Source organism: Streptomyces sp. NPDC046727, assembly GCF_040645635.1.
In the GTDB taxonomy this organism is placed as follows: Bacteria; Actinomycetota; Actinomycetes; order Streptomycetales; family Streptomycetaceae; genus Streptomyces.
Genome location: NZ_JBEYYR010000009.1, coordinates 83,991 through 108,478, shown reverse-complemented (window position 1 = coordinate 108,478; position 24,488 = coordinate 83,991). Strand labels below are relative to the sequence as shown.

Here is a 24,488-nt window from a genome sequence, read left to right as displayed (position 1 = left end):
CTTTTTCATTCGTTCCGGGGGGTTCGAATCAGCGTGCGCAAGCGCTCTCTCACGGCCGCCACCACCCTGGCGGTCCTCTTCAGCTCGGCGGCGCTGGCCGCCGCTCCGGCGTTCGCCGACACCAGCAAGGCCCTGCCGGTCAAGCAGATCGGTGACATCGTGGTCGACGGCGTCCACGACCAGGTCTTCGTCAGCGACCCGAACAACGGCAAGATCGTCGTCACGGACTACTCGGGCAACGTCGTCAAGCAGCTGACCTCGCTGCCGGGCGTCACCGGTCTCGAACTGTCCGCCGACTCGGGCACGCTGTACGCGGCCGTGAAGGACACGGACGAGATCGCGGTCGTCGAGACCGCCACCGACACCGTGACGCCCACCCGGTACACGACCGGTGACCAGCCGCGCAGCGTCGCCCTCGCGGGCGGCCGGCTGTGGTTCGGCTACGGCGGTGCCGCCCAGGGCAACATCGGCTCGGTCGACCTCACGAGCGAGCAGCACGAGGTCACCCTCGACCAGGACAAGGGCTGGTACTCCGCCCCGATCCTCGACGCGGCGCCCGGATCGAACGTCCTGCTGGGCGGACAGACCGGCGACAGCTCCGGGACCGTGGTCTCGTACGACGTCTCCTCGGGCACCGCCACCCGCCTCGCGTCCGCGTCGGCCGGTGAGAACCTGCGGGACATCGCCGTCACACCCGACGGCAAGGACGTCGTCACCGCGAGCGGATGGCCGTACCACCACCCGGTGTTCAAGACCGCCGACCTCACGCCGGACGGCACCTACGCCAGCGACACCTACCCGAACGCGGTGGCCATCGCCCCGGACGGCACGGTCGCGGCCGGCGTGGACGGCTGGTACAACCCGGACGTCTACGTCTACAAGCCCGGCGCCACCACCACCGTGCGGGAGTACGACTTCCCGAACACGGGCCACACCAGCGGCTCCGACGAACTCGCCGACTCCGGCCTCGCCTGGGCGCCCGACGCGCCCCGTCTGTTCGCGGTGTCGTACAACAGCGACGGCGTCTACTCCCTGCGCGTCCTCACCGCGCCCACCAAGGCGGTCGCCACCGTCACCGTGGACGCGCCGGCCACCGCCACCCGCGCCAAGCAGCTCACCGTCAAGGGCAAGGTCACCTCCAAGGCGCCCGTCCCGGCCGGCACCAGGCTGACCGTCACCCGCACCGACCTGGAGTCCCCGAAGGGCAAGGCCCTCGCGGCGGCGACCACCAAGGCGGACGGCACGTTCTCCTTCACCGACATCCCGCCGGCCGGCGGCAAGGTGAAGTACACGGTGGCCTACGCCGGCGACGCCGACCACGCGGCCGGCTCCGGCTCGGACTCCGTCGAGGTCTCCCGCGCCAAGCCGAGCCTGACGGTCAACAACAACGGCAAGGTCTACTCGTACGGCAAGGACGTGAAGTTCACGGCCCACCTCGGGAAGACCTACAAGAACCGTACGGTGGAGATCTGGGCCGACCCGTTCGGCGGCGACAAGCCGAACAAGCTGGTGAAGTCCGGCAAGGTCAACTCCGACGGCTACCTGTCGGTCACCCTGGACCTGAAGCGGGACACCAAGGTCACCGCGAAATTCGCGGGCGACTCCCGCTACAAGCCGGCCTCGGCGGCCAGCACGGTCGGCGCCCGGGTCAACGTGTCCACGTCGGTCTCCAACCACTACAAGGCGCAGTCGGCGTGGGGCCACACGTACTACTTCTTCCACAAGACCAAGGACCCGCTGGTCACGACGAAGATGTCGTACTTCCCGGGCCGGTCGCAGAAGTTCGAGTTCGAGGTGTACTACCAGGGCCGCTGGTACCCGGGTGACCCCTCCTACTTCAAGCTGGGCTCCGACGGCGTGTCCAAGGTGCGCATCACCGGCGACCACGGCGAGGACGTCGGCTGGCGCTTCCGGGTCCGCTCGTCGTACATCAACAGCGCCTCCGGTGACACCGTGAACTCCACGACGCACGGCGCCTGGAAGTACCTCACCTTCACCCGGTAAGGGCTACGGGGCCGCCTGGAGCTGGCGCAGCTGCCGCTGGACGTTCTCCAGCGCGCCGCGCCGGCGGCCCGGCACCCTCAGCCGCAACTCCGCGAGCGCGAGCCCGAGTTCACGGGCCCGCGCCGCGTCCTTGATGTGGGCCCACTGGTGGTGGGCGCGGTCCACGGCCGTCTCCACGGCGGGCGCGTCCACCGCCTGCCCGGCGGCCAGCCGCGCCCCGGCCACGCCCATCCAGACCCGGCAGCTGCGTGCGGGGTCCCCGGCGAACATCGCCAGATCGGCCCGCACCTCGCTCCAGTGCAACGCCTGCTCGGACCCGGCGCCGTGCGCCCGCAGGGCGTCCTCCTCGAACCGGGCGGCGATCCCGTCGGCCTCGCCGTGCCGCCCGGCCTCCACGGCGGCCCGGATGTCGGCGTGCGGATCGGCGGGTCGGGCGGCCGGGGGAGCGGGAGCGGGAGCGGCGGCGGGAGTGACGGGGAACCCCGGACTACGGCCCCCGCCGTGGGCCAGCAGCAGGTTGCCCGCCGTCTCCTGCGGGATGCGGGCGAGGGTCTGCTGGTGCAGGGCGTCCAGCGGGGGCCGGTGGCCGCTGCGCAGGAGGGTGGCGACCGTCTTCATGTACGCCGGCTCGGCCAGGCCCCGCCGGGTCGCGGGCGGGGCGACACGGCCGTAGACGGCGGTGTGCGGGCCGCAGTCGAGGCCGCGTTCGGCGATGTGGCGCCAGGCCTCGGCGTCCGCGTGCAGATCGAGGACCAGGGCGGTGTCCGCGGCCGAGCGCAGGCGCAGCTCCTCGCGGATCCACTGCCAGGGCAGTGCCGTGTAGCGGGTGGTGGCCGGGGTGGTGCGGGCCAGGGCCAGATGGAGCCGGTGCTGACGGCGGTCCAGGTGCAGCTGGCCGGCGATGTACACCGTGAGCGGGGCCGGCGTGGCCGCCGCGGCCCGCAGCCGGGTGAGGACCGCCTGCGGTTCCAGCGGGTCGGCGAGTTCGACGACGTTCGCGGTGTCGGTGCCGGACAGCACGGCGGGGGCGACGGCTGCCAGCACCGGCAGGACCCCGGCCGCGTCCACCAGGCGCCCCCGGCCCAGCGGCGAGGCCGCGAGCAGCAGCACGGTTCCGGGCATCGTGCCTCCCCCTGTCACGCTGCGAACCCCGTGAACCCTCCGGACCCGAGGACCCCGTAGATCCGCTCTCCAGCCAGCACCGTAGCCGCTGCCGCCGCCGATCGGCGCCTCAGGACCGCAAACGCCCCTGTTCGGGGTCTTCGCCCGGCGTGCCCCCGGCGCCCGTCGCCCGCCGCACCGCGAAGATCGTGGTGTCGTCCCCCAGCCGGCCCCCGCTGTGCCGCAGGACGCCGTCGCGGACCCGCCCGACCAGCCGCCGGGGCTCGGCGCGGCGCGGGTCGGCGCGGACCGCGCGGGTGACCTCGCGGGCCAGCGGGTAGAACGCGCCGGGCTCGTCGCGGGCCTCGGTCACCCCGTCGGTGACCAGCAGCAGCGTCTCGTCGTCGGCCAGCGGCACCCGGTGCACGGGCGGCAGCCCCTCGCCGAGGTCGCCGAGGCCGAGCGGCAGCCCGTCGCCGCTGGGCAGCTCGCGCACCCCGCGCGGGCCGACGGCGAGCGGGGGCTCGTGGCCGAAGTTCACGACCTCGATCGTCTCCGGGGCGTCCTCGGGGAAGCCGATGAGCACGGCGGTGGCGAAGCGGTCGCCGTCGTCCCGGCCGAGCGCGGTGGTGTGCCGGCGGTGCCGGTGCATCCGGATCTCCAGGCGGTCGGCGACGGTCGCGAGGTCCCGCTCGTGGTAGCCGGCCTCGCGGAAGGTGCCGAGCAGCGCGGCGGCGGCCTCCACCGCGCCCAGGCCCTTGCCCTGCACGTCGCCGACGAGGACCCGGGTGCCGTGCAGGCCGGGCTGGATGTCGTAGAAGTCGCCGCCGACCCGGGCGTCCACGTCGGCGGCCAGATACACGCCCGCGTGGTCGAGCCCGGCCCAGCGGGGCGGCAGCGGGCGCAGCACGGTACGCCGGGTGGTCTCGGCGATGTCCCGCATGTGCAGCATCTGCCGTTCCTGCCGCATGCGCACCACGGCGGCCAGGGTGGCCAGGGCGCCGCCGAGGGCGACCAGCAGGAAGTCGCCGAATCCGGCCTTGTACTGCTCGGGCCAGGCGCTGTCCACCACGAAGTAGGTCACCACCGACACCACGCCGTAGGCGGCCGTCGTCCACACCCCGCAGATCGCGGCGGCGATGCCCGGGACCAGGACGATCCACGTGATGATCCGGAAGTCCTCGCCGGTGGCGAAGTCCAGCAGGATGATCCCGACGAGCAGCAGCAGGGGCGGCAGCCACGCGACGCTCCGCCCGTGGACCCGCAGCAGCGGGCGCCGCCGCCCGTACGCCATCTCCGTCACGGCGGACAGCCCTCCATGTCCCTCAGCGAAACACGGGGGAGAACCGCCCGCATCCGGGCACTCGTCACCCTCCTGGCCGACTTGCCAGGCCGGGTCCCCCGGTGTGCGCTGGTAGCGAGGCAGCTCGGGGCGAGGAGAAATCGGGGGCGAGGAGAGAGGAGTGCTCCCATGGCTCATGCGGCACCCGCGCCCGGCGGAATGCCCCGGCCCGGCGGCACGGCCGCGGTGGAGCGCCGGCCGGCCGGCGCGCTCGCGCGCACACCCGACGTGTTCGACGCCCGCACCCACGCGATGGCCCGGATCGGCGTCCCGGTCGCGCTGGGCCTGGTCTACGGCTACTGGGTGGCGGCCAACAACCGGTCCGGCGGCGGGATCACCGGCTGGAACCTGCTGCTCGGCTTCGTCAGCGCGCTGGTGTTCGCGGGGCTGTGCATGGCCCTGCTGGCGCTGGCCCCGCGGATGCGGCGGGAGGCGCACGCCCTGCTGTGGACGGCGTTCGTCGGCTGCGCGTTCGGGTTCCTCTACAGCGAGACCGGCGCGTCGGTCCTGCGGTCCGTGGGGATGGCCCTGGCGGTGTCGGCGGTCACCTTCGCCGTCTTCTTCTACCGCTACTACACGCGGGAGGACGCGTCCGGCCGCCGGATCCGCTGAGCGGGTTCCGCGGCGGTGCACGCATGGGCCCCGGCCGACCCGGCCGGGGCCCACGCGTTCCCCTGTGTCCCCACTTTTCACCCCAGCACCAGGAAACACCCGTTCGGGCGAACCCTCCACCGGAGAGCGGAAACCCCAGTTCCGCCAAGGGGGTCCTTCCGCCGCCCGAATGCAGTCCTCCCGGTCGCGGCCCGGCCCCCGCCGTCCTTGCCTGGAAGCGTGCCCTCACGCCTCAGGAGCGCCCTGTCGGCCGTACTGACCGCGCTGTCCTGCCTCCTCGCGCCGTTCGGCGCGCTGGCGGCCTGGGCGGCGTACGGCATCGCCGACACGGGCCGGTACGTCACCACGATGGCGCCGCTCGCCGCCGACCCGGCCGTGCGGGAGGCCGTCGTGGACACGGTCGGTGACGGCATCTGGCGCGCGGTGGACCAGCACCTGGACGTCCGCCCGGTCCGCGGCTCGGTCCGCCCGTTCGTCCACGACGCGGTGCGCTCCTTCACCCAGACGCGGGCCTTCCGGCTGGCCTGGGACACCGGCAACCGGATCACCCACGACGCCGTCCTGCGCGCCCTGCGCGAGGAGGACGACAGCGAGGTGACCGTCGACCTGGCCCCCGTCACCGCCCAGGTCAAACGCCAGCTCACCCATGACCATGTGCCGCTCGCCGCGCGTATCCCGGTGGCGCACACCGCGGTCGCCGTGCTCCCCGCGGGCCGGCTGACCGCGCTGCGGAAGGGGTTCCACGTGCTCGAAGTCGCCGGCCTCTGGCTTCCGGTGGCGTCCGTCGCCTTCGCCGTCGGCGGGATCGCGCTCGCCGTCCGCCGGCGCCGGGCCGTCGCCGCCACCGCCCTCGGTACGGCCCTGGGCGGCGGCCTGCTCGTCCTCGCCCTCACCGTCGGCCGCGGCCTGACCCTGGCCGACCTGCCCCCCGACGTGTCCCACCCGGCGGCGGGCGCGGTCTACGACGCCCTCACCGGCACCCTGCGCACGGCAGGCTGGCTGCTGCTCGCCCTCGGCCTGACCGTGGCCCTCCTCACCTGGCTCACCCGCCACCTGCACCTGCCCCGCTCCGTGCGACGCCGGCGAGAATCCCCGGCGCCCGCCCCGGCTGCGCCTCCGGCACCGACCCGGGCCGACGGATCGGCCGCAGCCTGACCCCGGCCGACACGTCCCACCCGGCGACGGGCGCGGTCCACGACGCCCTCAGCCACCTGCGGCTGCCCCGCTCCGTGCGACGCCGGCGAGAGTCGCCAACGCCCGCGCCAACCGCGACTCCGACACCGACCCGAGCCCGAGCCTGACCGCGTCCGGGGCCCGGCCCGGGCCGACGGAGAAGGCCGTGCCCGGGGTGACGGCGATCCCGTGCGCCCGCGCGGCGGCCGTGAAGGTGTCCGCCCGCCACGGTGCGGGCAGCTCCCACCAGGCGAAGAACGCGGCCGGATCGGACCGTACGGCGAACCCGGCCAGTTTCTCCGCGACCAGCCGCTGCCGCCGCCGCGCGTGCTGCCGCTTGGCGGCCGCCAGCCGGTCCACGGTGCCGTCGCCGAGCCACCGCACAGCCGCCTCCAGCGCGAAGGAGCCCGCGCTCCACCCACCGGACCGAACGGCCCGCGCCACCGCCTCGACCCGGTCCTCCGGTACGACGACGAAGCCGACGGTGAGGCCGGGCGTCACCCGCTGGGACAGGCCGTCCACCAGGTGCACCAGTCCCGGCGCGAGCGCGGCCAGCGGAGGTGTGCCGCCCGGGTGCAGGAAGGACCAGACCCGGTCCTCCACCACCGGTATCCCCAGCCTGTGGACACAGTCGGCCAGTTCCCGCAGCCGCCCGGCGCCCGTCGTCCGCGAGGTCGGATTGTGCAGGGTCGGCTGGACGTAGAGGGCGGACAGCGGAGCGCCCCGGTGGGCGGCGGCCACGGCCTCCGGCACGAGCCCCTCCGCGTCCGTGGCGAGCGGCACGAGGACCAGCCCGAGGCGGGCCGCGATCTCCTTGACCAGCGGATACGTCAGGGATTCCACCCCGACCCGGCCGCCGGGCCGGACCAGGGCTGCCAGGGTGGCGGCGATCGCCTGGCGGGCGCTGCCCGTGAACAGGACGCGGCCCGGAGCGGTCCGCAGCCCGCTACGCGCCAGCAGCCCGGCGACCGACGCCCGGGCCGCCGGGGTGCCCTCGGCGGCGGCCGGCCGCAGCGCCTGGCCGAGCGCGTCCGGCCGCAGCAGCGGCGCCAGGGCCGGGGCCAGCAGCTCCGACTGGCCGGGCGCGCAGGGGTGGCTCAGCTCCAGGTCCACCGGCGGGTCCCCGGCCGCCCCGGCCAGGACGCGCCCCGGCCGCCCGTCCGGCGCGCCGGCCCGCACGAACGTGCCCCGCCCGACCTCGCCCACCACCAGCCCCCGGCGCACGAGTTCGGCGTACACCCGCCCCGCCGTCGACGGGGCGATGCCGTGCCGCCGCGCGAACGCCCGCTGCGGCGGCAGCCGTTGGCCGGGCCGGAGCAGTCCGCCGGTGATGTCGGCCGCGATCCGGTCGGCGATACGCCGAAAGTCGCCCACAAGTCCCCCTGATGTCCCACCCGTTGAAGTGCACCAAAAGTGAGGATCCTATTGCTCCGAGTGATGTCCTGGCGCGGCCGGACGGGTGACCGTAGGCTCCCTTCCGTGACCCAGCGCCCCGGACGCAGGCTCGGCGCCTGGTGTGCCGGGCTGCTGCTCGCCACGGTGAGCGTGGTCATGGGCTGCCGGGCCGCCGACACCGACGGCATCACCCCCGTACCCCAACTCCTCGCCTTCCTGCCCTGGCTGCTCGCGCCGGCCGGCCTCGCCCTGCTGTGCGCGCTGCTCGCCCGCTGGTGGGTGGGGCTGGTGTGGGGAGTCGCGGTCCTCGGACTGCTCGCCTGGTACCTGGAGCCGTACGGAAAGACCGGCGAACCCGACGGCCCGCCCGTCGCCACGTTCCGCGTGCTCACCTCGAACGTGGAGTTCGGCCGCGGCACCCCGGCCCTGGCCCGGATCCTGCGCGCCGAGCAGCCGGACGTGGTCTTCGTGCAGGAATGCGAGTCCGGCTGCCGGGCCACCCTGGACCACGACTTCGCGACCGTCTACCCGCACCGCCGGGCGGTCGAGGCCGACGGCTCCCGGGGCTCCCTCATCCTCAGCCGCTTCCCGCTCCGGCCCACCGCGGGCGTCCGCGGCACCATGGGAATGCCCGGCGCCGTGGCCGACGTGCGCGGCCACGCCGTACGCCTCCAGCTCGCCCACCCCATGCCCCCGCTGCCGGAGCAGCTCGGCCTGTGGCGCGGCGAACTCGGCCGGCTCCGCGCCTTCGCCGCCACCGGGGGCGACACCCCGACCATCCTCGCCGGCGACTTCAACGCCTCCCAGGACCACGCGGCCTTCCGGCACATCCTCGACACCGGCCTGACCGACGCGGCCCGTCTCACCGGCCACGACCGCGCCCCGAGCTGGCCGTCCCGCACCGCCTCCGTCATCGGCGCCCAGATCGACCACGTCCTGGTCACCCGCGACTTCGCCGCGACCCGCGCCCGCTTCCTGCGGGTGTCCGGCACCGACCACCGCGCGCTGGTGGCCGACCTGACACTGCACCGGCGGACATGACGGCGGGCAGGGGCCCCGGCCCACGGCCGAGCCGCGCAATCCGGCCATAATGGGCGCATGCCCCGCGAGTTCCCCATCGGCCTCACCCCTCCCGACTGGCTGGTCCGGAACCTCAAACCCCAGCAGGCACCCGTCAACTGGCCCGCCGCGGCCCGCGCCGCCCTCGCCATGGCCCTCCCCCTGGCGATCGGCCTGGCCGCCGGCCGCCCGGCCTACGGCGCCCTCGCCTCCATGGGCGCCCTGTCCGGCGTCATCGGCGACACCGCCGACGCCTACCGCATGCGCATCCTCAACATCGCCGTCCCGCAGCTCTTCGGCGCGGTCGGCGTGACCCTGGGCACGCTGGCGTACGGCCACGGCTGGTACGCGGTCGCGGCCGTCACCGGCATCGCGCTGCTGTCCGGCATGATCTCGACGATCGGCGCGGTGGCCTCGGTCTCCGGCCTGCTGCTCCTGCTGAACTGCGTGGTGGGCGCGGGCCTCCCCCTCCCCTCCCCCTGGTGGCTGGCTCCCGCCCTGATGACCGGCGGCGGCCTCCTGGTCCTCCTCCTGGCCCTGCTGGCCTGGCCGCTGCGCGCCGGCGTCCCCGAGCGCGCGGCCGTCGCCGCCACCTACCGCACCGTCGCCGACCTCCTCGCCGTCGCCGGCACGGACCGCACCGAGGAGTACGAGGAGGCCCGCCGCACCGTCACCCAGTCCCTGAACCAGTCGTACGACCTGATCCTGGCCCGGCGCGCCCGCCACCACGGCCGCAGCCCCGAACTCACCCGGATGCTGGCCCGGTTGAACGCGATCACCCCGGTGATCGAGGCGGCCCCCGCGGCCCACCTGGCGTCCCGCCCGCTCCCCCCGGAGATCCCGGAGTCCCTCCGCCACCTGGCGAGGTCGGTCGAATCGGAGGACACTCCCCTCCCAGCCCTGTCCCTCCCCCTCCCCACCACGGAGACGGCCAGGGCGGTGGACCACGCCCTGCGCCACACCGCCGAGGTCGTCACCTCGCCCGACGTGGACCCCCGGGGCATCGACGACCGCCTGGGCCGCCCGGCCGCGCTCGGCATCCGCACGGCCCGCGCGGCCCGGAACGTCGTCCTCTCCGCCAACTCGTGGCGCTACGGCGTACGCCTGGCCCTCTGCATCGGCATCGCCCAGGCCCTGGTCTCCCTCGTCCCCGTCCCCCGCTCCTACTGGGTCGCCCTGACCATCACCTTCGTCCTCAAGCCGGACTTCGGCTCCGTCTTCTCCCGCGCCCTGCTGCGCGCGCTCGGCACGGTGGCCGGCCTGGTGATAGCGGCGGTCGTCCTGGCCGAGGTCCCGCCCGGCTGGTGGAACGTCCTCGCCCTCTTCCTGCTGGCCCCCCTGATCCCGGCCCTGACCCCCCGGGGCTACGGCCACCAGACGATGGCGATCACCCCGGTGATCCTTCTCCTCTCCGACGTCCTCAACGGCCAGGGCACGGCACTGCTGCTCCCCCGGCTGGCCGACTCCCTCCTGGGCTGCGCGATCGCCCTGACGGCCGGCTACCTCCTGTGGCCCGAGAGCTGGCACACGCGCGTGGGCGACCGCCTGGCCGACGCGGTGGCCGACACGGCGACCTACGTCGAAGCGGCCTTCGGCCCCGCCACGGACCCCTCCGCCCGGGCCCGCATGCGCCGCCGCCTCTACCGCGACCTCTCGGTCATCCGCACGGAATTCCAGCGGGCGCTGACCGAACCACCGCCGACGGGGCGGCGGGCCGCCGCGTGGTGGCCGCTGGTGGTCGCCGTGGAACGCATCGTGGACGCCACGACGGCGGCCCGCGTCCGCGTCCGCCACGGGGCTCCGCCCCCGTCCACCGCCGAGATCGCCCAGGTGACGCTGCAGCTGAGGGAACTGTCGGAGGGCGTGAGAAACGCCGAAACCCTGACAGCGGTCCGCACGGACCTCACCGGCCCCTCGGGCAGCGTCCTCGAACCCCTCCGCCAGGAGGTGGCGGCGGCCCGGGCCATCACATCGCCGGGTCGCTAACCTTACGTGTCCGTCCTGGCCAGGGATTGACGGGCTACAACTCACGAAGGGTTGCGCACATGGGCATTCTCACTCTCCTGAGGAACGCATTCGGCCGCTCACGCAAAACACGAGCCACCGAGTCGGAGGGTGCGGACCGGACCCCCACGCAGCCGACGGTCCCCGACCCCCGCGAGTCCTCTTCCGAGGAACACGAACTGGTATCAGCGGCCTTCGACAACGTCACGGTCCCCCACCAGGCGACCCCCGAGGAACCGACTCCACCCCAGTCCGAGGCTGAGGCGACCCCCGAGGCAACGACTCCGGCCCAGGCCGAGGACACGGCGGCTGAGGAGACGCCCGAGGAGACGGTTCCGGCCAAGGCCGAGGAGACGGCCGAGGCAACGACTCCGGCCCAGGCCGAGGACACGGCCGCTGAGGAGACGCCCGAGGCGACAGCCCCGGCTGCGGTTGAGCCGACGGCAGAGGAGACGGTTCCGGCCCAGGCCGAGGCCGAGGTCGACGAGCAGCCCGAGAGCGAGCCCGAGCCGGAGGCCGACCAGAGCGCGCCGGCGGAGGAGCCGGCCGAGACGGTGACGGCGGAGGCGGCGACCGAGCTTGAGCCGGAGGCGGAAGGCAACGAGCCCGCCGCCGAGGCCGCCCCGGAAGCCGCCGACGGTGAGGACGCCCCACTGGGGCCACCCGCAGCCGACGACGAAAGCCGCACGGGTGGTGCGGGTGGGGACACGGACGCCGAAGGCGAAGCCGAGGCGGCCCCGCAGACCGAACCCGCCGCCGACGGTGAGGACGCCCCACTGGGGCCACCCGCGGCCGACGACGAAAGCCGCACGGGTGGTGCGGGTGGGAACACGGACGCCGAAGGCGAAGCCGAGGCGGTCGGGAAGCCCAAGCCCGCCACCCCCCTCACCAAGGTCAAGGCCAGCGCCCCGACCCTCGCCACCGCCTACAAGGCCGCCACGACCGCCCTCAGGAAGACCGACCTCACCGGCACCCGAGCGAAGCTCTACCTCGTCCTGGACCGCTCCGCGAGCATGCGCCCGTACTACAAGGACGGCTCCGCCCAGGCCCTCGCCGACCAGACCCTCGCCCTCGCCGCCCACCTCGACCCCGAGGCCACGGTCCACGTCGTCTTCTTCTCCACGGAGGTCGACGGCACCACCGACCTCACCCTCACCCCCGACCACGAGACCAAGATCGACGACGTGCACGCCGGCCTCGGCCGCATGGGCCGTACCAGCTACCACGCCGCCGTAGAAGCCGTACTCGCCCACTACGACGCCCACCACGAGAAGAACGCGACCCCCGCCGCCCCCGCCCTCGTCGTCTTCCAGACCGACGGCGCCCCGGACGCCAAGACCCCCGCCACCCAGGCCCTCACCGCCGCGGCGGAGTCGCACCCCACCCTCTTCTTCTCCTTCGTCGCCTTCGGCGAGCACGACAACAAGGCCTTCGACTACCTCCGCAAACTGAAGACCGACAACGCGTCCTTCTTCCACGCGGGCCCCACCCCCCGTGAGCTGACGGACACGGAGCTGTACAACGGCGTGCTGGCGAACTGGCGCCCGTAGAACTCCCCCGTATGCCGCCCGCTTCTCACCCCGTAAAACGGGAAGCGGGCGGCATACACATGTCGGCTACGATTTCAAGGTTCGCAAAACCATCAGCAGAACCGACCTGGGAGCAGCCCCCGATGGCTCGACACCTCATCACCAGCGCCCTTCCGTACATCAACGGGATCAAGCACCTGGGCAACATGGTGGGGTCCATGCTCCCGGCGGACGTGTACTCCCGGTACCTCCGCCAGCGCGGCCACGACGTCCTCTACATCTGCGCGACGGACGAGCACGGCACCCCCGCCGAGCTGGCCGCGAAGGAGGCCGGCCTGTCGGTCGCCGACTTCTGCGCCCAGGCGCACGACGCGCAGAAGGCGGTCTACGACGGCTTCGCACTCGCGTTCGACTACTTCGGCCGCAGCTCCTCGCCCGAGAACCGCGAGATCACCCAGCACTTCGCCCGCCGGCTGAACGAGAACGGCTTCATCGAGGAGCGGGCGATCCGCCAGGTCTACTCGCCCGCCGACGGCCGCTTCCTCCCGGACCGCTACGTCGAGGGCACCTGCCCCCACTGCGGCTACGACAAGGCCCGCGGCGACCAGTGCGAGAACTGCACCCGCGTCCTGGACCCGACCGACCTGATCAACCCGCGCTCGGCGATCTCCGGCTCCACCGACCTGGAGGTCCGCGAGACCAAGCACCTCTTCCTCCTCCAGTCCAAGCTGGAGAACGAGGTCCGCGAGTGGGTCGCCAAGCACGACAAGGACTGGCCGCAGCTGGCCTCCTCCATCGCCCACAAGTGGCTGACCGAGGGCCTGCACGACCGCGCGATCACCCGTGACCTGGACTGGGGCGTCCCGGTCCCGGCGGACACCTGGCCGGAGCTGGCGGCCGAGGGCAAGGTCTTCTACGTCTGGTTCGACGCCCCGATCGAGTACATCGGCGCGACGAAGGAGTGGGCCGACCAGGACCCGGAGAACCGGGACTGGAAGGGCTGGTGGTACGACGCCGACTCCGGCGAGAACCCCGTCCGGTACACCGAGTTCATGGCCAAGGACAACGTCCCCTTTCACACCGTGATGTTCCCGGCCACCGAGCTGGGCGTGCGCGAGCCGTGGAAGAAGGTCGACTACGTCAAGGCGTTCAACTGGCTGACGTACTACGGCGGCAAGTTCTCCACCTCGCAGAAGCGGGGCGTCTTCACCGACCAGGCCCTGGACATCCTGCCCGCCGACTACTGGCGGTACTTCCTGATCGCCAACGCCCCGGAGTCGGACGACTCGTCGTTCACCTGGGAGCACTTCACCGCCACGGTGAACAAGGACCTCGCCGACACCCTCGGCAACTTCGTCAACCGCGTGCTGTCCTTCAGCAAGAAGCGCTTCGGCGAGGAGGTCCCGGCGGGCAGCGCGCCCGGTGAGGCGGAGGCCCGGCTCGGCGAGGAGATCGCGACGCTCCTCGCGGAGTACGAGTCGCAGATGGAGGCCCTCCAGTTCCGCAAGGCCGCCGCCGCGCTGCGCGCCCTGTGGTCGGCCGGCAACTCCTACCTGGAGGAGAAGGCCCCCTGGCTGGAGATCAAGACCGACAAGGAGGGCGCGGCCCTCACCCTGCGTACGGCGATGAACCTGATCCACCTGTACGCGGTGGTGTCCGAGCCGCTCATCCCGGCGACGGCGAAGACCATGCGGACGGCGTTCTCCCTGGCGGACGACACCGCCGCCTGGGTCACCGCCGAGGAGGCCAGGGCCCTGGCCTTCGTCCCGGCCGGCACCCCGTTCACGGTCCCGCCGGTCCTGTTCGCCAAGCTGACGGACGAGGACCTGGAGACGTACAAGGAGCGCTTCGGCGGCGAGGAAGGCTGACCGAGGTCCGATCACGCGAGAGGGCGCCGAGCCGGATGGGCTCGGCGCCCTCTCGCATGCGGTCCGGTCTACTTCAGGACGCCGGCGCCGGTCGTGCCCGCCAGCTCCGTCGGCAGGTTCTTCGCCGAGGTCTGAAGGCCCGCGGTGAGGGACGGGGTCCAGTTCACCGTCGTCCTGATCTTCTTCGACGACGCGGCGTTGTACGCGGCGACCAGGTCGGTGGCCGTGCCGTTGACGAGGTTGCCGCTGCCCGCGACCGAGCTGGTGCCGTCGCCGCTGAGCAGCTTGGCGACCTTGCCGCCCGACGGCACGGTCCAGTAGTTGGCCTGCGCGACGACCTGGGCCTTGGCGCGGGAGTTGATGCTGTACAGGGGCGCGTAGCCGTCGACGGTCGTCGTGTCGTACACGTTGTTGTAGAGGTGGACCTGGCCGAGGCGGGCCAGCGGGGCCCGCTGGACGATGCCCTTCCACACGTTGTGGTGGATCGAGACGCGCAGCTTGCCGGTGCTGTCCTTGTCGCTGCTGCCGATCAGCATCGTCTTGTCGTGGTCGGTGAACCGGTTGCGCTCGACGGTCACCAGGTCGGAGCCCTTTGTGATGTCCAGGGCGCCGTCGTGGATCTGGTACTCGCGGCCGTAGTACTTCGGGTTGGCCCTGTCGAGGTGCGGCGCGTCGGTGAACGTGTTGTGGTCCGCCCAGACGTGCGTCGCGCCGCGCAGGGTGACCGAGTCGTAGTTCGAGTTCCAGTTGCCGTCGTCGCCGTCCGTCGGGTCCCACTGCGGGAAGCAGTCCTCAGTGGCGGAGAAGGCCAGGTTGCGGACGATGACGTTGTCCACGTTCTGGATCTGGAGCATGCCGCCGGTGATCCCCGCGCCCGTGCCGGGCACACCCACGATCGTGGTGTTGGCCGGCACCTTGAAGACGATGTTCTTCGCCTGCCTGTCCTGGGCGGCGGCGCGGGCCTTCTCCTGGGTGCCGGAGGGCAGCTTGGAGCGGCCGTAGGTGGCCGGGTCGTAGGCCTTCAGGTACGCCGGGAGCGAGTAGCCGGTGCCGGAGGCGTAGTCGGCGCAGGCCAGCTTCCTGCCGCTGTCGTCCGTGTTGGCGTCGACGGTGCCCTTGATCCTGACGATGCGGGGCGTGGTGTCGGAGGCCGGGCCCAGCGCCTTCACGAGCTGGGCCCGGGTGGAGACGGTGAAGGTGTGCGCGGAGTCGGCCTTCGCGCCGCCGGTGGTCCCCGTGCCGGAGGCGGCCCAGCCGTCCTTGGCGGCGAGGGTCTGGTGGTACAGGTCGACGGCGTCGGCGTTCGCGCTCATCACGAACACCCCGGCGCCGACACCCGCGGCCACGACGGCGGCGGAGGCGGCGAGGGTGCGCCGCTTGCGGAGGGACCGGCGGTGGGAGGGAGCTGCCACGGAGGAGTCCTTAGGGGTCTGTCGAACATGCCTTACGGGCCCTCAGTGGCCGCCGCGCACGGGGAAGTTGCCGCTCGGCGGGGAAAGCCGGAAAAATCTTCCCGTGGACATCCCTGACATCCCCGAAGCCCATGGCCGGCTCCTCAGGGACGCCGTGCCGGCGGGCAGCCCGTACGGTCTGGTGCTGGCCGGCGGCTACGCCCTCCAGGCGCACGGCCTGCTCCGCCGCCCGCACGCCGACATCGACCTCGCCACCGAGAGCGCCGAGGCCATGGAGCACCTCGCCGGTGCCGTCGGCGCGGCCCTGGAGGCGCGGGGGCGGCGGGTGCGGACCGACGCGGTCACCGCGCTCACCGCACAGCTGACGGTCACGGACCCGCCGACCGGCGAGCCGTGCGTGCTCGCACTGCACAAGGAGACCTTCTGGCAGCCGCCGGAACTCACCGGGTACGGCCCGGCGCTCTGTCTGGAGGACGCCGTCGGTACGAAGATCCGCGCGCTGTACGACCGGGGCGCGGCCGTCGATCTGATCGACGCGCGGGCCGCCGCGGCCCGGTTCTCGCTGCCCGGCCTGGAGGAGCTGGGCCGCAGACACGCCCACGACCCGTTCGACCTGCCCACCCTCCAGTCCCGTCTGACGGGCACGGACTACTACTCCGACGTGGACTTCTTCCGGTACGGCCTGGACGAGGCCGAGGTCGTCGCCCTGCGCGCCTGGGCCCAGCGCTGGTCCGACGACATCGCCGAGCGCCTGCTGGAGGACGGCGCGTCCCCGGACACCGAGACCGACGAGCAGGGCGACTGACGGGTCAGCTGCCGTCGTGCGTCTCGTCCGGGGCCACGCCCAGGGTGAGACGGCCCCGGACACCGCGCGCGATGCGCTTCCTGTCGTACTTCAGGTACAGCAGGCCGCCCGTGTGCCCGTTGCCCGGGTAGATGGTGTCCTCGTCGAGCGTGGTGCGGGTCGCGGTGTTGGTGGAGTACGGCTCGACGTCCTCCGTCAGCAGCACCGACTTCTCGTCGAAGAACAGCTGCCCGGTGTGGCAGGTGCGGCCGCCCTCGTACCCGGCGTCGGTCCAGGTGCCGTCGACGTGCACCTTGACGTGGATGTGCACGCAGCGGCCCTGGTACCAGCCGGGGAAGACCGTGCGGAAGGTGACGTACCCGCGTTTGTCGGTGCGCCAGGTGCCGCGCAGGTAGCGGCTGTCGTCGGTGGGCTCCTGGTGGCCGCCGCCCCCGCCACCGGGCCCGCCGGTGGGGGGTGTGCCCGTGGGGATGCCGGTCGGGGTGCCGGTCGGGGTGTCCGTGGGGGTGCCGGTCGGGGCCGGGCCGCCGCCTCCGCCGCTGCCCGACGACTCGTACCCGGAGTAGACGCCCACCGCGTTGCAGTGCCAGATGTCGACCGCCGCGTTCTTCAGCGGCTCGCAGGTCTCGGCGTCGATCACCTTGAGGGTGAGCGTCAGCGGGATGCCGTCCTGGTCCTCGGTGACGTCCTGCCGGAGCTTGTCGGCGTCGATGTAGTAGGGGCCCTCGACGGTCTCGGAGGTCAGCGTGTAGCAGGTGTCCGCGGTGGTGGTGTCGTCGTCCGCGGACGCCTCGACGGCCAGGGCGCCGCCCAGGCCCACGGCCACGGCGGTGGCACCGCCCGCCACGATCACGGCACGACGGGTCAGCTCGCGGTCGCTGCCGCCGCGTTCAGGGGTTTCAGTCATGAGCCGGGACGGTAGGGACGCAAGCTGTCACCGAGCCCGGAGACGGCTGTGCGCGCCGATCGTCAAGAGCGAGTCAGGACACGATCGGCGCGCACAGGCGGGTGGTGACTACTTCGGCTGGGGCTTCCTGATGCTCAGGTGCAGCTCGCGCAGCCGGGCCTCCTCCAGCTCCGTCGGCGCGCCCATCATCAGGTCCTGGGCGTTGCCGTTGAGCGGGAAGGAGATCGTCTCGCGGATGTTGGGCTCGTCCGCGAGGAGCATGACGATACGGTCCACACCCGGCGCGATGCCGCCGTGCGGCGGGGCGCCGAAGCGGAACGCGCGCAGCATGCCCGCGAACTTCTCCTCGACGGTCTCGCGGTCGTAGCCCGCGATCTCGAACGCCTTGAGCATGATCTCCGGCTCGTGGTTCCGGATCGCGCCGGAGGACAGCTCGACGCCGTTGCAGACGATGTCGTACTGCCAGCCCAGGATGTCCAGCGGGTCCTGGGTCTCAAGGGCCTCCAGGCCGCCCTGCGGCATGGAGAAGGGGTTGTGCGAGAAGTCGATCGCGCCGGTCTCCTCGTCCTTCTCGTACATCGGGAAGTCGACGATCCAGCAGAAGCGGAAGACGTTCTCCTCGAACTGGCCGGCCCGCTTGGCGGCCTCGACGCGGACGGCGCCCATGATCTTCGAGACCTCGTCGAACTCGCCCGCGCCGAAGAACACGGCGTGGCCGGCGGCCAGCGAGAGCCGCTTGGTCAGCTCGGCGACGTTCTCCTCGGTGAGGAACTTCGCGATCGGGCCGGACAGCGCGCCGTCCTCGCCGACGCGGACCCAGGCCAGGCCCTTGGCGCCCAGCGAGACGGCGAAGTCGCCGAGCTGGTCGAAGAACTTGCGCGGCTGGTCCTGGACGGCCGGGACGGCGAGGGCGCGCACGTGCTTGCCGGCGAACGCCTTGAACTCCGAGCCCTCGAAGACATCGGTGATGTCCACCAGCTCCAGCTTGGCGCGCAGGTCCGGCTTGTCGGAGCCGTACTTGAGCATCGCCTCGCGGAACGGGATCCGCGGGAACGGGGAGGTGACGTGCCGGCCGTTGCCGAACTCCTCGAACAGCTCGGTCATCAGCTGCTCGATCGGCTGGAAGACGTCCTCCTGCTCGACGAAGCTCATCTCGACGTCGAGCTGGTAGAACTCGCCCGGCGAGCGGTCGGCGCGGGCGTCCTCGTCGCGGAAGCAGGGCGCGATCTGGAAGTAGCGGTCGAAGCCGGAGATCATCAGCAGCTGCTTGAACTGCTGCGGGGCCTGCGGAAGGGCGTAGAACTTGCCCGGGTTCAGGCGGGAGGGGACCACGAAGTCGCGGGCGCCCTCGGGGGAGGTGGCGGACAGGATCGGCGTCGCCATCTCGTTGAAGCCCAGCGCCGTCATCTTGTGGCGGATCGCCGAGATGACCGCCGTGCGCAGCATGATGTTGCGGTGCATGCGCTCGCGGCGCAGGTCCAGGAAGCGGTACTCCAGGCGCCGCTCCTCGTTGACCCCGTCCTCGGCGTTGATCGTGAAGGGCAGCGGGGCAGCCGCACCGAGCAGCTCGACCTCGGCGACCTCGACCTCGATCTCGCCGGTGGGCAGCTCCGGGTTCACGTTCTCGGTTCCACGTGAAACGACGCGGCCGTCGACGCGGACCGTGGACTCCTTGGAGATCTTGTCCAGAGCCTCGTACGCGGCGGTGCCGGGGCGGGCGACCAGCTGCGTGATGCCGTAGTGGTCGCGCAGATCGATGAAGAGGATGCCGCCCAGGTCGCGCCGATTGTGCAGCCAGCCACTCAGCCGGACGTCGGTGCCGACGTCAGAGGCGCGGAGCTGGCCGCAGGTGTGGGACCTGTACCGATGCATCGTCGTTCATCGTCCTTCGTGGTGGGGTTTCTCCTGCCGGCTCTGCGGACCGGCGGGAACGGGCACGGGGCCCGGACCCATCAAGGGTACCGGGCACGCCAAGATCGGCTCCCCACCATTTCCGCCCGGCCGCCACGCACCGGCCCCGCACCGGCCCCCCACCTGCTCCGGCCCCTCGGTGACCCCTCGGCGAGACCTCCAAAAGCGATGCTCACCCATCAGCTCTTCCTACAGTGGCACCTATCGCAAAGATCTTCCTAAAGTGGGGCAATGCGCACAGGCGAGTCCCTGCCGCCCGTGAGTGAGGTCCTGACCTCTCTCGCGACCGGGCTGTGGCACTGGGACACGGCCGCCGGGCTGGTCACCGTGGACGCGGAGGCGGCGCGGCTGCTCGGACTGCCCGCGGAGCCGGCCACCCTGACCGAGGTCCAGACCCGGGCCCGGCTGCACCCGGTCGACTGGAACGAGATCACCGGTGTGGTGCGGCTGGCGGCCGCCGAGGGCACCCTCGCCGAGGTCCGCGTCCGGATCATGGACGGGGACGGCAGCATCCTGCGGGTCGTCCGCAGCCGGTCGAAGCCGGCCTTCGACCCCGAGCGGCAGGCGTACGAGCTGATCGGCACCCTCCAGGAGGTCACCGAGCCGGCCCCGGGCACACCGGCCGCCCGCAGCGCGGTCACCGGGGACTGGCGGCGCTCCCGGGAGGCGTTCCTGCTGGACGCGGGCCGGGCGCTGGCGGAGGCGCGGTCCACGGCCGAGGTCCTGCGGGTGACCGGCGGCCTGTCGATGCCGGGCTTCTCCCCGGACGGGCTCGTGGTGTTCGGGGTCGAGGGCGACCGGCTGACGATCATCGGTGAGCACGGGCACCAGCCCGGCGACATGAACCCCTTCTCCCACATGCCGCTGAGCACCGACTATCCGGCGGCGGAGGTCGTCCGCACGGGCCGCGCGGTGTACCTGTCCTCCCCCGAGGAGTACAAGGAGCGCTACCCGGCGACCTGGCCGCTCGCCCGGCACTTCGGGCGCCGCTCGTGGGCGTTCCTGCCGCTGACCGTGGCCGGGCGCACGATGGGCACCTGGCTGGCGGCCTTCGCCTATCCGGTCGCGTTCACCCCGGACGAGCGCGCGGTCCTGACGACGGTCGCCCGGATGCTCGCCCAGGCGCTGTCCCGGGCCGGCGCCGCCGAGTCGGAGCGGGAGCTGACGGAGGGCCTGCAGCGCTCCATGCTGCCGTCGCTGGGCCCCGAGATCCCGGGGATGCGGCTGGCCGCCCGGTACATCCCGACCGGCGGCGGACTCCAGGTCGGCGGGGACTGGTACGACATGATCCCGCTGCCGTCCGGCCGTTTCGCGCTGGCCATCGGGGACGTCCAGGGCCACGACGTCCGCGCGGCCGGGCTCATGGGCCAGCTGCGGATCGCGCTGCGCGCCTACGCCGCCGAGGGGCACCGCCCGGACGCCGTCCTGACCCGCGCCTCCCGCTTCCTGCACGGCGTCACGCACGCCTCCGGCGACGGCCCGTCGGCCGACCCGCGCTTCGCGACCTGCCTGTACGTGGAGGCCGACCCGCCGAGCGGCCGGCTGGAGATCGCCCGCGCCGGGCACCCGGACCCGGTGATCCGGATGGCGGACGGCACGGTGATGATGCGGCCGACGGCGGGCGGGCTGCCGCTGGGCATCGATCCGGACGCCGACTACCCGACGACCCGGTTCACCCTCGAAGCCGGCGAGACGCTGATGCTGTGCACCGACGGTCTGATCGAGACCGGCGGGCACGACCTGGAGAGCGGCTGGCGCAGGCTGCGCGCGATCCTGGAGGACCACCAGGGCGACCTGGAGTCGCTGGCGGACACCCTGGTGCAGGCCGTGCACGGGCCGTCCTCGCACCACACCACCGGCCCGCTGGCCGATCGCCGCGAGGACGACATCGCGCTGCTGTTGCTGTGCCGGCCGGGGGAGGGCTGCGGCTGCGGCGACACCGCCGTCACGGTACGGCCCCCGGTGCGGCGCACGCTGCTGTCGGTGGCGCAGGACGAGCCGGACCGGATCGCCGAGGCCCGCCGGCACCTGCGCGAGCTGCTGCACGACTGGGTGTCCGACGACCAGGTGGACTCGGCGGTGCTGCTGGTCTCCGAGATGGTCACCAACGTGCTGGTGCACACCGACACCGACGCGCTGCTGCTCGCCGAGGTCACCGGCGCGGGAGCCGGGCGGCGGCTGCGGGTGGAGGTCTTCGACACCGGCGACGACCTGCCGCACAAGCGCCGCCCCGGCGAACTGGCCTCCTCCGGCCGCGGCGTGATGCTGATCGAACTCCTCGCGGACGCGTGGGGGGTGGACCCGCGGGGCGAGGGCAAGAGCATCTGGTTCGAACTCCACGAGCCGAACGGCTCCGCACCCTGCCGACCGGACGACTCCGGACCTTGCCGACCGGAGGACTCCGGGCCCTGCTGACCGGAGGACTCGGGGGCGCGTTAGCCGGGGGCTCAGGGAGCGCGCCAGCCCGGGGGCGCACGGGCGGGAGACTCGCGGGGCGCGCCAGCCGGGAGGCCCGGGGAGCACGCCAGCCCGGAGGCCCGAGAGCGCGCCGACGGGGGCTCGCGGGGCGCGCCAGCCGGGACGCCCAGGCAACGCACCAACCCGGAGACTCGGGGAAGCACCGACGCGGAGGGCTTGCGGGGCGCGCCAACCCGAAGGCCCAGAGAACGCACCAGCAGGGAGGCTCGGAGAGCACGCCGACGGGGGCTCGCGGGACGCGCCAGCCCGGAGGCCCGGGGAGCACGCCAGCCCGGAGGCCAGGCAACGCACCAACCCGGAGACTCGGGGAAGCACCGTCGCGGGGCGCGCCAGCCCGGACGCCCAGGCAGCGCACCAACCCGGAGGCGCGGTGGAGCGCCGACGCGGGGGGGCTCGTGGGGCGCGCCAGCCGGGAGGCATGGGGAGCACACCAGTCGGCAGGCTCTGGACCGCACCAGCCCGAGGCCCAGAGAACGCGTCAGCCCGGAGGATCGGGAACGCACACCAGCCGGAAGGCCCAGGGAACGCGCTAGCCGGGGGGCTCGGGGGTCGGGATGTCGGAGGTGCCGGTGCCGGTGCAGCGCTCCCTCAGTTCCTGTGCGACGGCGAACGACGCCGCGGTCAGTGGGACCGCGAAGAGCATGCCGAGGATGCCCGCCACGGAGGCGCCCGCGGTGATCGCCAGCATCACCACGGCCGGGTGCATCTGCACCGTCCGGCTCTGGATCACCGGCTGCAGCACATGCCCCTCCAGCACCTGCACCGCGAGCACCACCCCGAGCGCCCACAGCGCGATCACGAAACCCCGGTCGGCGAGGGCGACCAGCACGGCCACCGCTCCGGAGATGAAGGCGCCGAGGTAGGGGATGTAGGCGCCGACGAAGACGAGCGCGCCCAGCCCGACCGCGCCGGGCACCCTGAGGACCAGCAGGCCGACGGTGATGCACAGCGCGTCGATGAGCGCGATGAGGGTCGTACCGCGCATGAACCCCTCCATCGCGGCGAAGGCGCGCCGGGCGATGGCCTCCAGGGCGTCGGCGCTGTCCCCGGGCGCGGCCGATCGCAGGGCGGCCATGGCCCGGTGGGAGTCACGCAGGAAGAAGAAGACGAGCAGCAGCGCGAGCACGGCGATGGCGATGCTCTCGCCGACGACACTGACCCCGCTGATGACGTTGGACGCGGCCGTCTGGCCGAACTTGCCCAGCAGCTCGCGCGAGTTCCTGGCCAGGTCGTCCAGGCCGGTCCCGGCGGCCCCGAAGTGCTGCGCGAGACCCTTGGCGGCCTGCCGCAGCGAGGCGACGATCTGCCCGCCGGTGTCGATGAGCGCGGCGACGACGATGTACACGGCACCGCCGACGACGGCCACGACGGCGACACAGGTGAGCCCGGCCGCCACCGACCGCTGCACGCCCGCCCGCACCAGCTGCCGGTACAGCGGCCCGAGCAGCGCGGTGCCGAGCAGGGCGAGCAGCACCGGCGTGACGGCCGTCCGCAGCTCCGCGCACAGCCGCACCCCGACCCAGCCCACCCCGGCGACGAGCAGCAGCACGACACACCAGGCGGCGAGCCGGCGAACGGACTCGGGCAACAGACGCACGAGCCCAGCGGATCATGAACACCGCCGGCTGTCCTGTGCACGGGTCCGGGCGGGTGAGCCCCGGCCGCGACGATCAAGTCACCGCACGCAGGCTGCCGTAGCCGTGGCGAGTCCGGGCAGCGCAGTGCGCCGCCCCAGCGGCTCACGCAGTTCGCGCGCAAGGTTCTGGCCGCCGCGCACTTCGCGGACGTGCCGGAGGAGGTCACCCGCTCAAGACCAAAGGCCGGGTCAGCGACCTGCGGCACCCATCGCCGCAGGTCACCGTCCCGACCCGGTCCGTGTGTGGCCCGGCGAGCCCTACAGTCCGCCCTCAGACATCCCGTGCACGGCCGGGATCGTGCCCAGCCGGCCCTTCTGGAAGTCCTCGAACGCCTGCTGGAGCTCATCGCGGGTGTTCATGACGAACGGGCCGTAGTGGGCCATCGGCTCGCGGATGGGCTGCCCGCCGAGGAGGACGACCTCCAGGTCCGGGGTGTGCGCGTCCTGCTTCTCGTCCGCGCGGACGGTCAGCGAGCCGCCGGCGCCGAAGACGGCGGTCTGGCCGAGGTGGATCGGCCGCCGCTCGGTGCCCACCGCGCCACGGCCCGCGAGGACGTACGCGAGGCCGTTGAAGTCCTCCCGCCAGGGCAGGGTGATCTCCGCGCCCGGGGCCAGCGTCGCGTGGATCATCGTGATCGGCGTGTGCGTGATGCCGGGGCCCTGGTGGCCGTCGAGCTCACCGGCGATGACGCGCAGCAGCGCGCCGCCGTCGGGGGTGGTGAGCAGCTGGACGTTGCCGCCGCGGATGTCCTGGTAGCGCGGGGCCATCATCTTGTCCTTGGCCGGGAGGTTCACCCACAGCTGCAGGCCGTGGAAGAGCCCGCCGGACATCACCAGCGACTCCGGCGGGGCCTCGATGTGGAGGAGACCCGAGCCCGCCGTCATCCACTGGGTGTCGCCGTTGGTGATGGTGCCGCCGCCACCGTTGGAGTCCTGGTGGTCGAAGACCCCGTCGATGATGTAGGTGACGGTCTCGAAGCCGCGGTGCGGGTGCCAGGGCGTGCCCTTGGGCTCTCCCGGCGCGTACTCCACCTCGCCCATCTGGTCCATCATGATGAACGGGTCGAGATGGCGGTAGTTGATCCCGGCGAACGCCCGGCGCACCGGGAAGCCCTCACCCTCGAAACCGCTCGGAGCGGTCGTGACGGCGAGCACGGGACGTGCCACGGCGTCGGCGGGAGCGGTCACACGGGGCAGCGTCAGCGGGTTCTCGACGGTCACTGCAGGCATGGTGGGTACCTCCTTGGTACGC

17 protein-coding genes are annotated in these 24,488 nt (G+C 72.9%); 9 read left to right on the top strand and 8 right to left on the bottom strand.

What is annotated here, in order from left to right; translation table 11 throughout:
- Nucleotides 1-33 precede the first annotated feature (33 nt).
- Nucleotides 34-2,004 (top strand): Ig-like domain repeat protein, encoded by a 1,971-nt coding sequence (locus tag ABZ937_RS13755; RefSeq protein ID WP_361690475.1) that lies wholly within the window; start codon nt 34-36, stop codon nt 2,002-2,004.
- Between the two features lie 3 nt (nt 2,005-2,007).
- Here the strand turns inward: ABZ937_RS13755 and ABZ937_RS13750 are convergent, their stop codons facing one another.
- A complete protein-coding gene (locus ABZ937_RS13750; RefSeq protein WP_361690472.1) occupies nt 2,008-3,126 on the bottom strand; it encodes a hypothetical protein in 1,119 nt (372 codons plus the stop codon).
- A 109-nt stretch (nt 3,127-3,235) separates the two neighbouring features.
- Nucleotides 3,236-4,399, bottom strand: a complete 1,164-nt coding sequence (locus ABZ937_RS13745) for a PP2C family protein-serine/threonine phosphatase (RefSeq protein ID WP_361690888.1) — start codon at nt 4,397-4,399, stop codon at nt 3,236-3,238.
- A 177-nt stretch (nt 4,400-4,576) separates the two neighbouring features.
- Between ABZ937_RS13745 and ABZ937_RS13740 the strand changes: the two genes are divergently transcribed.
- Nucleotides 4,577-5,059 (top strand): hypothetical protein, encoded by a 483-nt coding sequence (locus ABZ937_RS13740; protein ID WP_361690469.1) that lies wholly within the window; start codon nt 4,577-4,579, stop codon nt 5,057-5,059.
- Nucleotides 5,060-5,278: 219 nt separating this feature from the next.
- Nucleotides 5,279-6,214 (top strand): hypothetical protein, encoded by a 936-nt coding sequence (locus ABZ937_RS13735; protein WP_361690466.1) that lies wholly within the window; start codon nt 5,279-5,281, stop codon nt 6,212-6,214.
- A 48-nt stretch (nt 6,215-6,262) separates the two neighbouring features.
- Here ABZ937_RS13735 and ABZ937_RS13730 read toward each other — a convergent pair whose 3' ends face one another.
- Nucleotides 6,263-7,606 carry a PLP-dependent aminotransferase family protein gene (locus ABZ937_RS13730; protein ID WP_361690463.1) on the bottom strand — a complete coding sequence of 448 codons (1,344 nt, stop codon included), beginning with the start codon at nt 7,604-7,606 and terminating at the stop codon, nt 6,263-6,265.
- Between the two features lie 105 nt (nt 7,607-7,711).
- Between ABZ937_RS13730 and ABZ937_RS13725 the strand changes: the two genes are divergently transcribed.
- The 4 genes from ABZ937_RS13725 (at nt 7,712) to metG (ending at nt 14,087) form a co-directional block, all read left to right on the top strand.
- Complete coding sequence (locus ABZ937_RS13725; RefSeq protein ID WP_361690460.1) at nt 7,712-8,668, top strand: endonuclease/exonuclease/phosphatase family protein; 957 nt, start codon at nt 7,712-7,714, stop codon at nt 8,666-8,668.
- Nucleotides 8,669-8,725: 57 nt separating this feature from the next.
- Entirely contained in the window at nt 8,726-10,672 is a 1,947-nt protein-coding gene (locus ABZ937_RS13720) for an FUSC family protein (RefSeq protein WP_361690457.1), read from the top strand.
- A 59-nt stretch (nt 10,673-10,731) separates the two neighbouring features.
- Nucleotides 10,732-12,240 carry a VWA domain-containing protein gene (locus ABZ937_RS13715; RefSeq protein WP_361690454.1) on the top strand — a complete coding sequence of 503 codons (1,509 nt, stop codon included), beginning with the start codon at nt 10,732-10,734 and terminating at the stop codon, nt 12,238-12,240.
- A gap of 122 nt (nt 12,241-12,362) precedes the next feature.
- A complete protein-coding gene (metG, locus tag ABZ937_RS13710) occupies nt 12,363-14,087 on the top strand; it encodes a methionine--tRNA ligase (RefSeq protein ID WP_361690451.1) in 1,725 nt (574 codons plus the stop codon).
- Nucleotides 14,088-14,155: 68 nt separating this feature from the next.
- Here metG and ABZ937_RS13705 read toward each other — a convergent pair whose 3' ends face one another.
- A complete protein-coding gene (locus ABZ937_RS13705; protein WP_361690448.1) occupies nt 14,156-15,499 on the bottom strand; it encodes a polysaccharide lyase family 1 protein in 1,344 nt (447 codons plus the stop codon).
- Nucleotides 15,500-15,608: 109 nt separating this feature from the next.
- Here ABZ937_RS13705 and ABZ937_RS13700 point away from each other — a divergent pair, with 109 nt between their 5' ends.
- Nucleotides 15,609-16,304 (top strand): nucleotidyl transferase AbiEii/AbiGii toxin family protein, encoded by a 696-nt coding sequence (locus tag ABZ937_RS13700; RefSeq protein ID WP_361690885.1) that lies wholly within the window; start codon nt 15,609-15,611, stop codon nt 16,302-16,304.
- 4 nt (nt 16,305-16,308) lie between these two features.
- Here the strand turns inward: ABZ937_RS13700 and ABZ937_RS13695 are convergent, their stop codons facing one another.
- On the bottom strand, nt 16,309-17,211 hold the full coding sequence (locus tag ABZ937_RS13695; protein ID WP_361690445.1) for an intradiol ring-cleavage dioxygenase: 903 nt from the start codon (nt 17,209-17,211) through the stop codon (nt 16,309-16,311).
- A gap of 108 nt (nt 17,212-17,319) precedes the next feature.
- Entirely contained in the window at nt 17,320-19,083 is a 1,764-nt protein-coding gene (gene aspS / locus ABZ937_RS13690) for an aspartate--tRNA ligase (protein WP_361690442.1), read from the bottom strand.
- Nucleotides 19,084-19,353: 270 nt separating this feature from the next.
- Here aspS and ABZ937_RS13685 point away from each other — a divergent pair, with 270 nt between their 5' ends.
- On the top strand, nt 19,354-21,537 hold the full coding sequence (locus ABZ937_RS13685) for a SpoIIE family protein phosphatase (RefSeq protein ID WP_361690439.1): 2,184 nt from the start codon (nt 19,354-19,356) through the stop codon (nt 21,535-21,537).
- A gap of 592 nt (nt 21,538-22,129) precedes the next feature.
- On the opposite strand, the gene ABZ937_RS13680 is transcribed toward ABZ937_RS13685, so the two are convergent.
- Together ABZ937_RS13680 and ABZ937_RS13675 are read right to left on the bottom strand one after the other, a co-directional pair.
- Entirely contained in the window at nt 22,130-23,197 is a 1,068-nt protein-coding gene (locus ABZ937_RS13680; protein ID WP_361690435.1) for an AI-2E family transporter, read from the bottom strand.
- A 297-nt stretch (nt 23,198-23,494) separates the two neighbouring features.
- Nucleotides 23,495-24,466, bottom strand: a complete 972-nt coding sequence (locus tag ABZ937_RS13675) for a pirin family protein (protein WP_361690431.1) — start codon at nt 24,464-24,466, stop codon at nt 23,495-23,497.
- Nucleotides 24,467-24,488 lie beyond the last annotated feature (22 nt).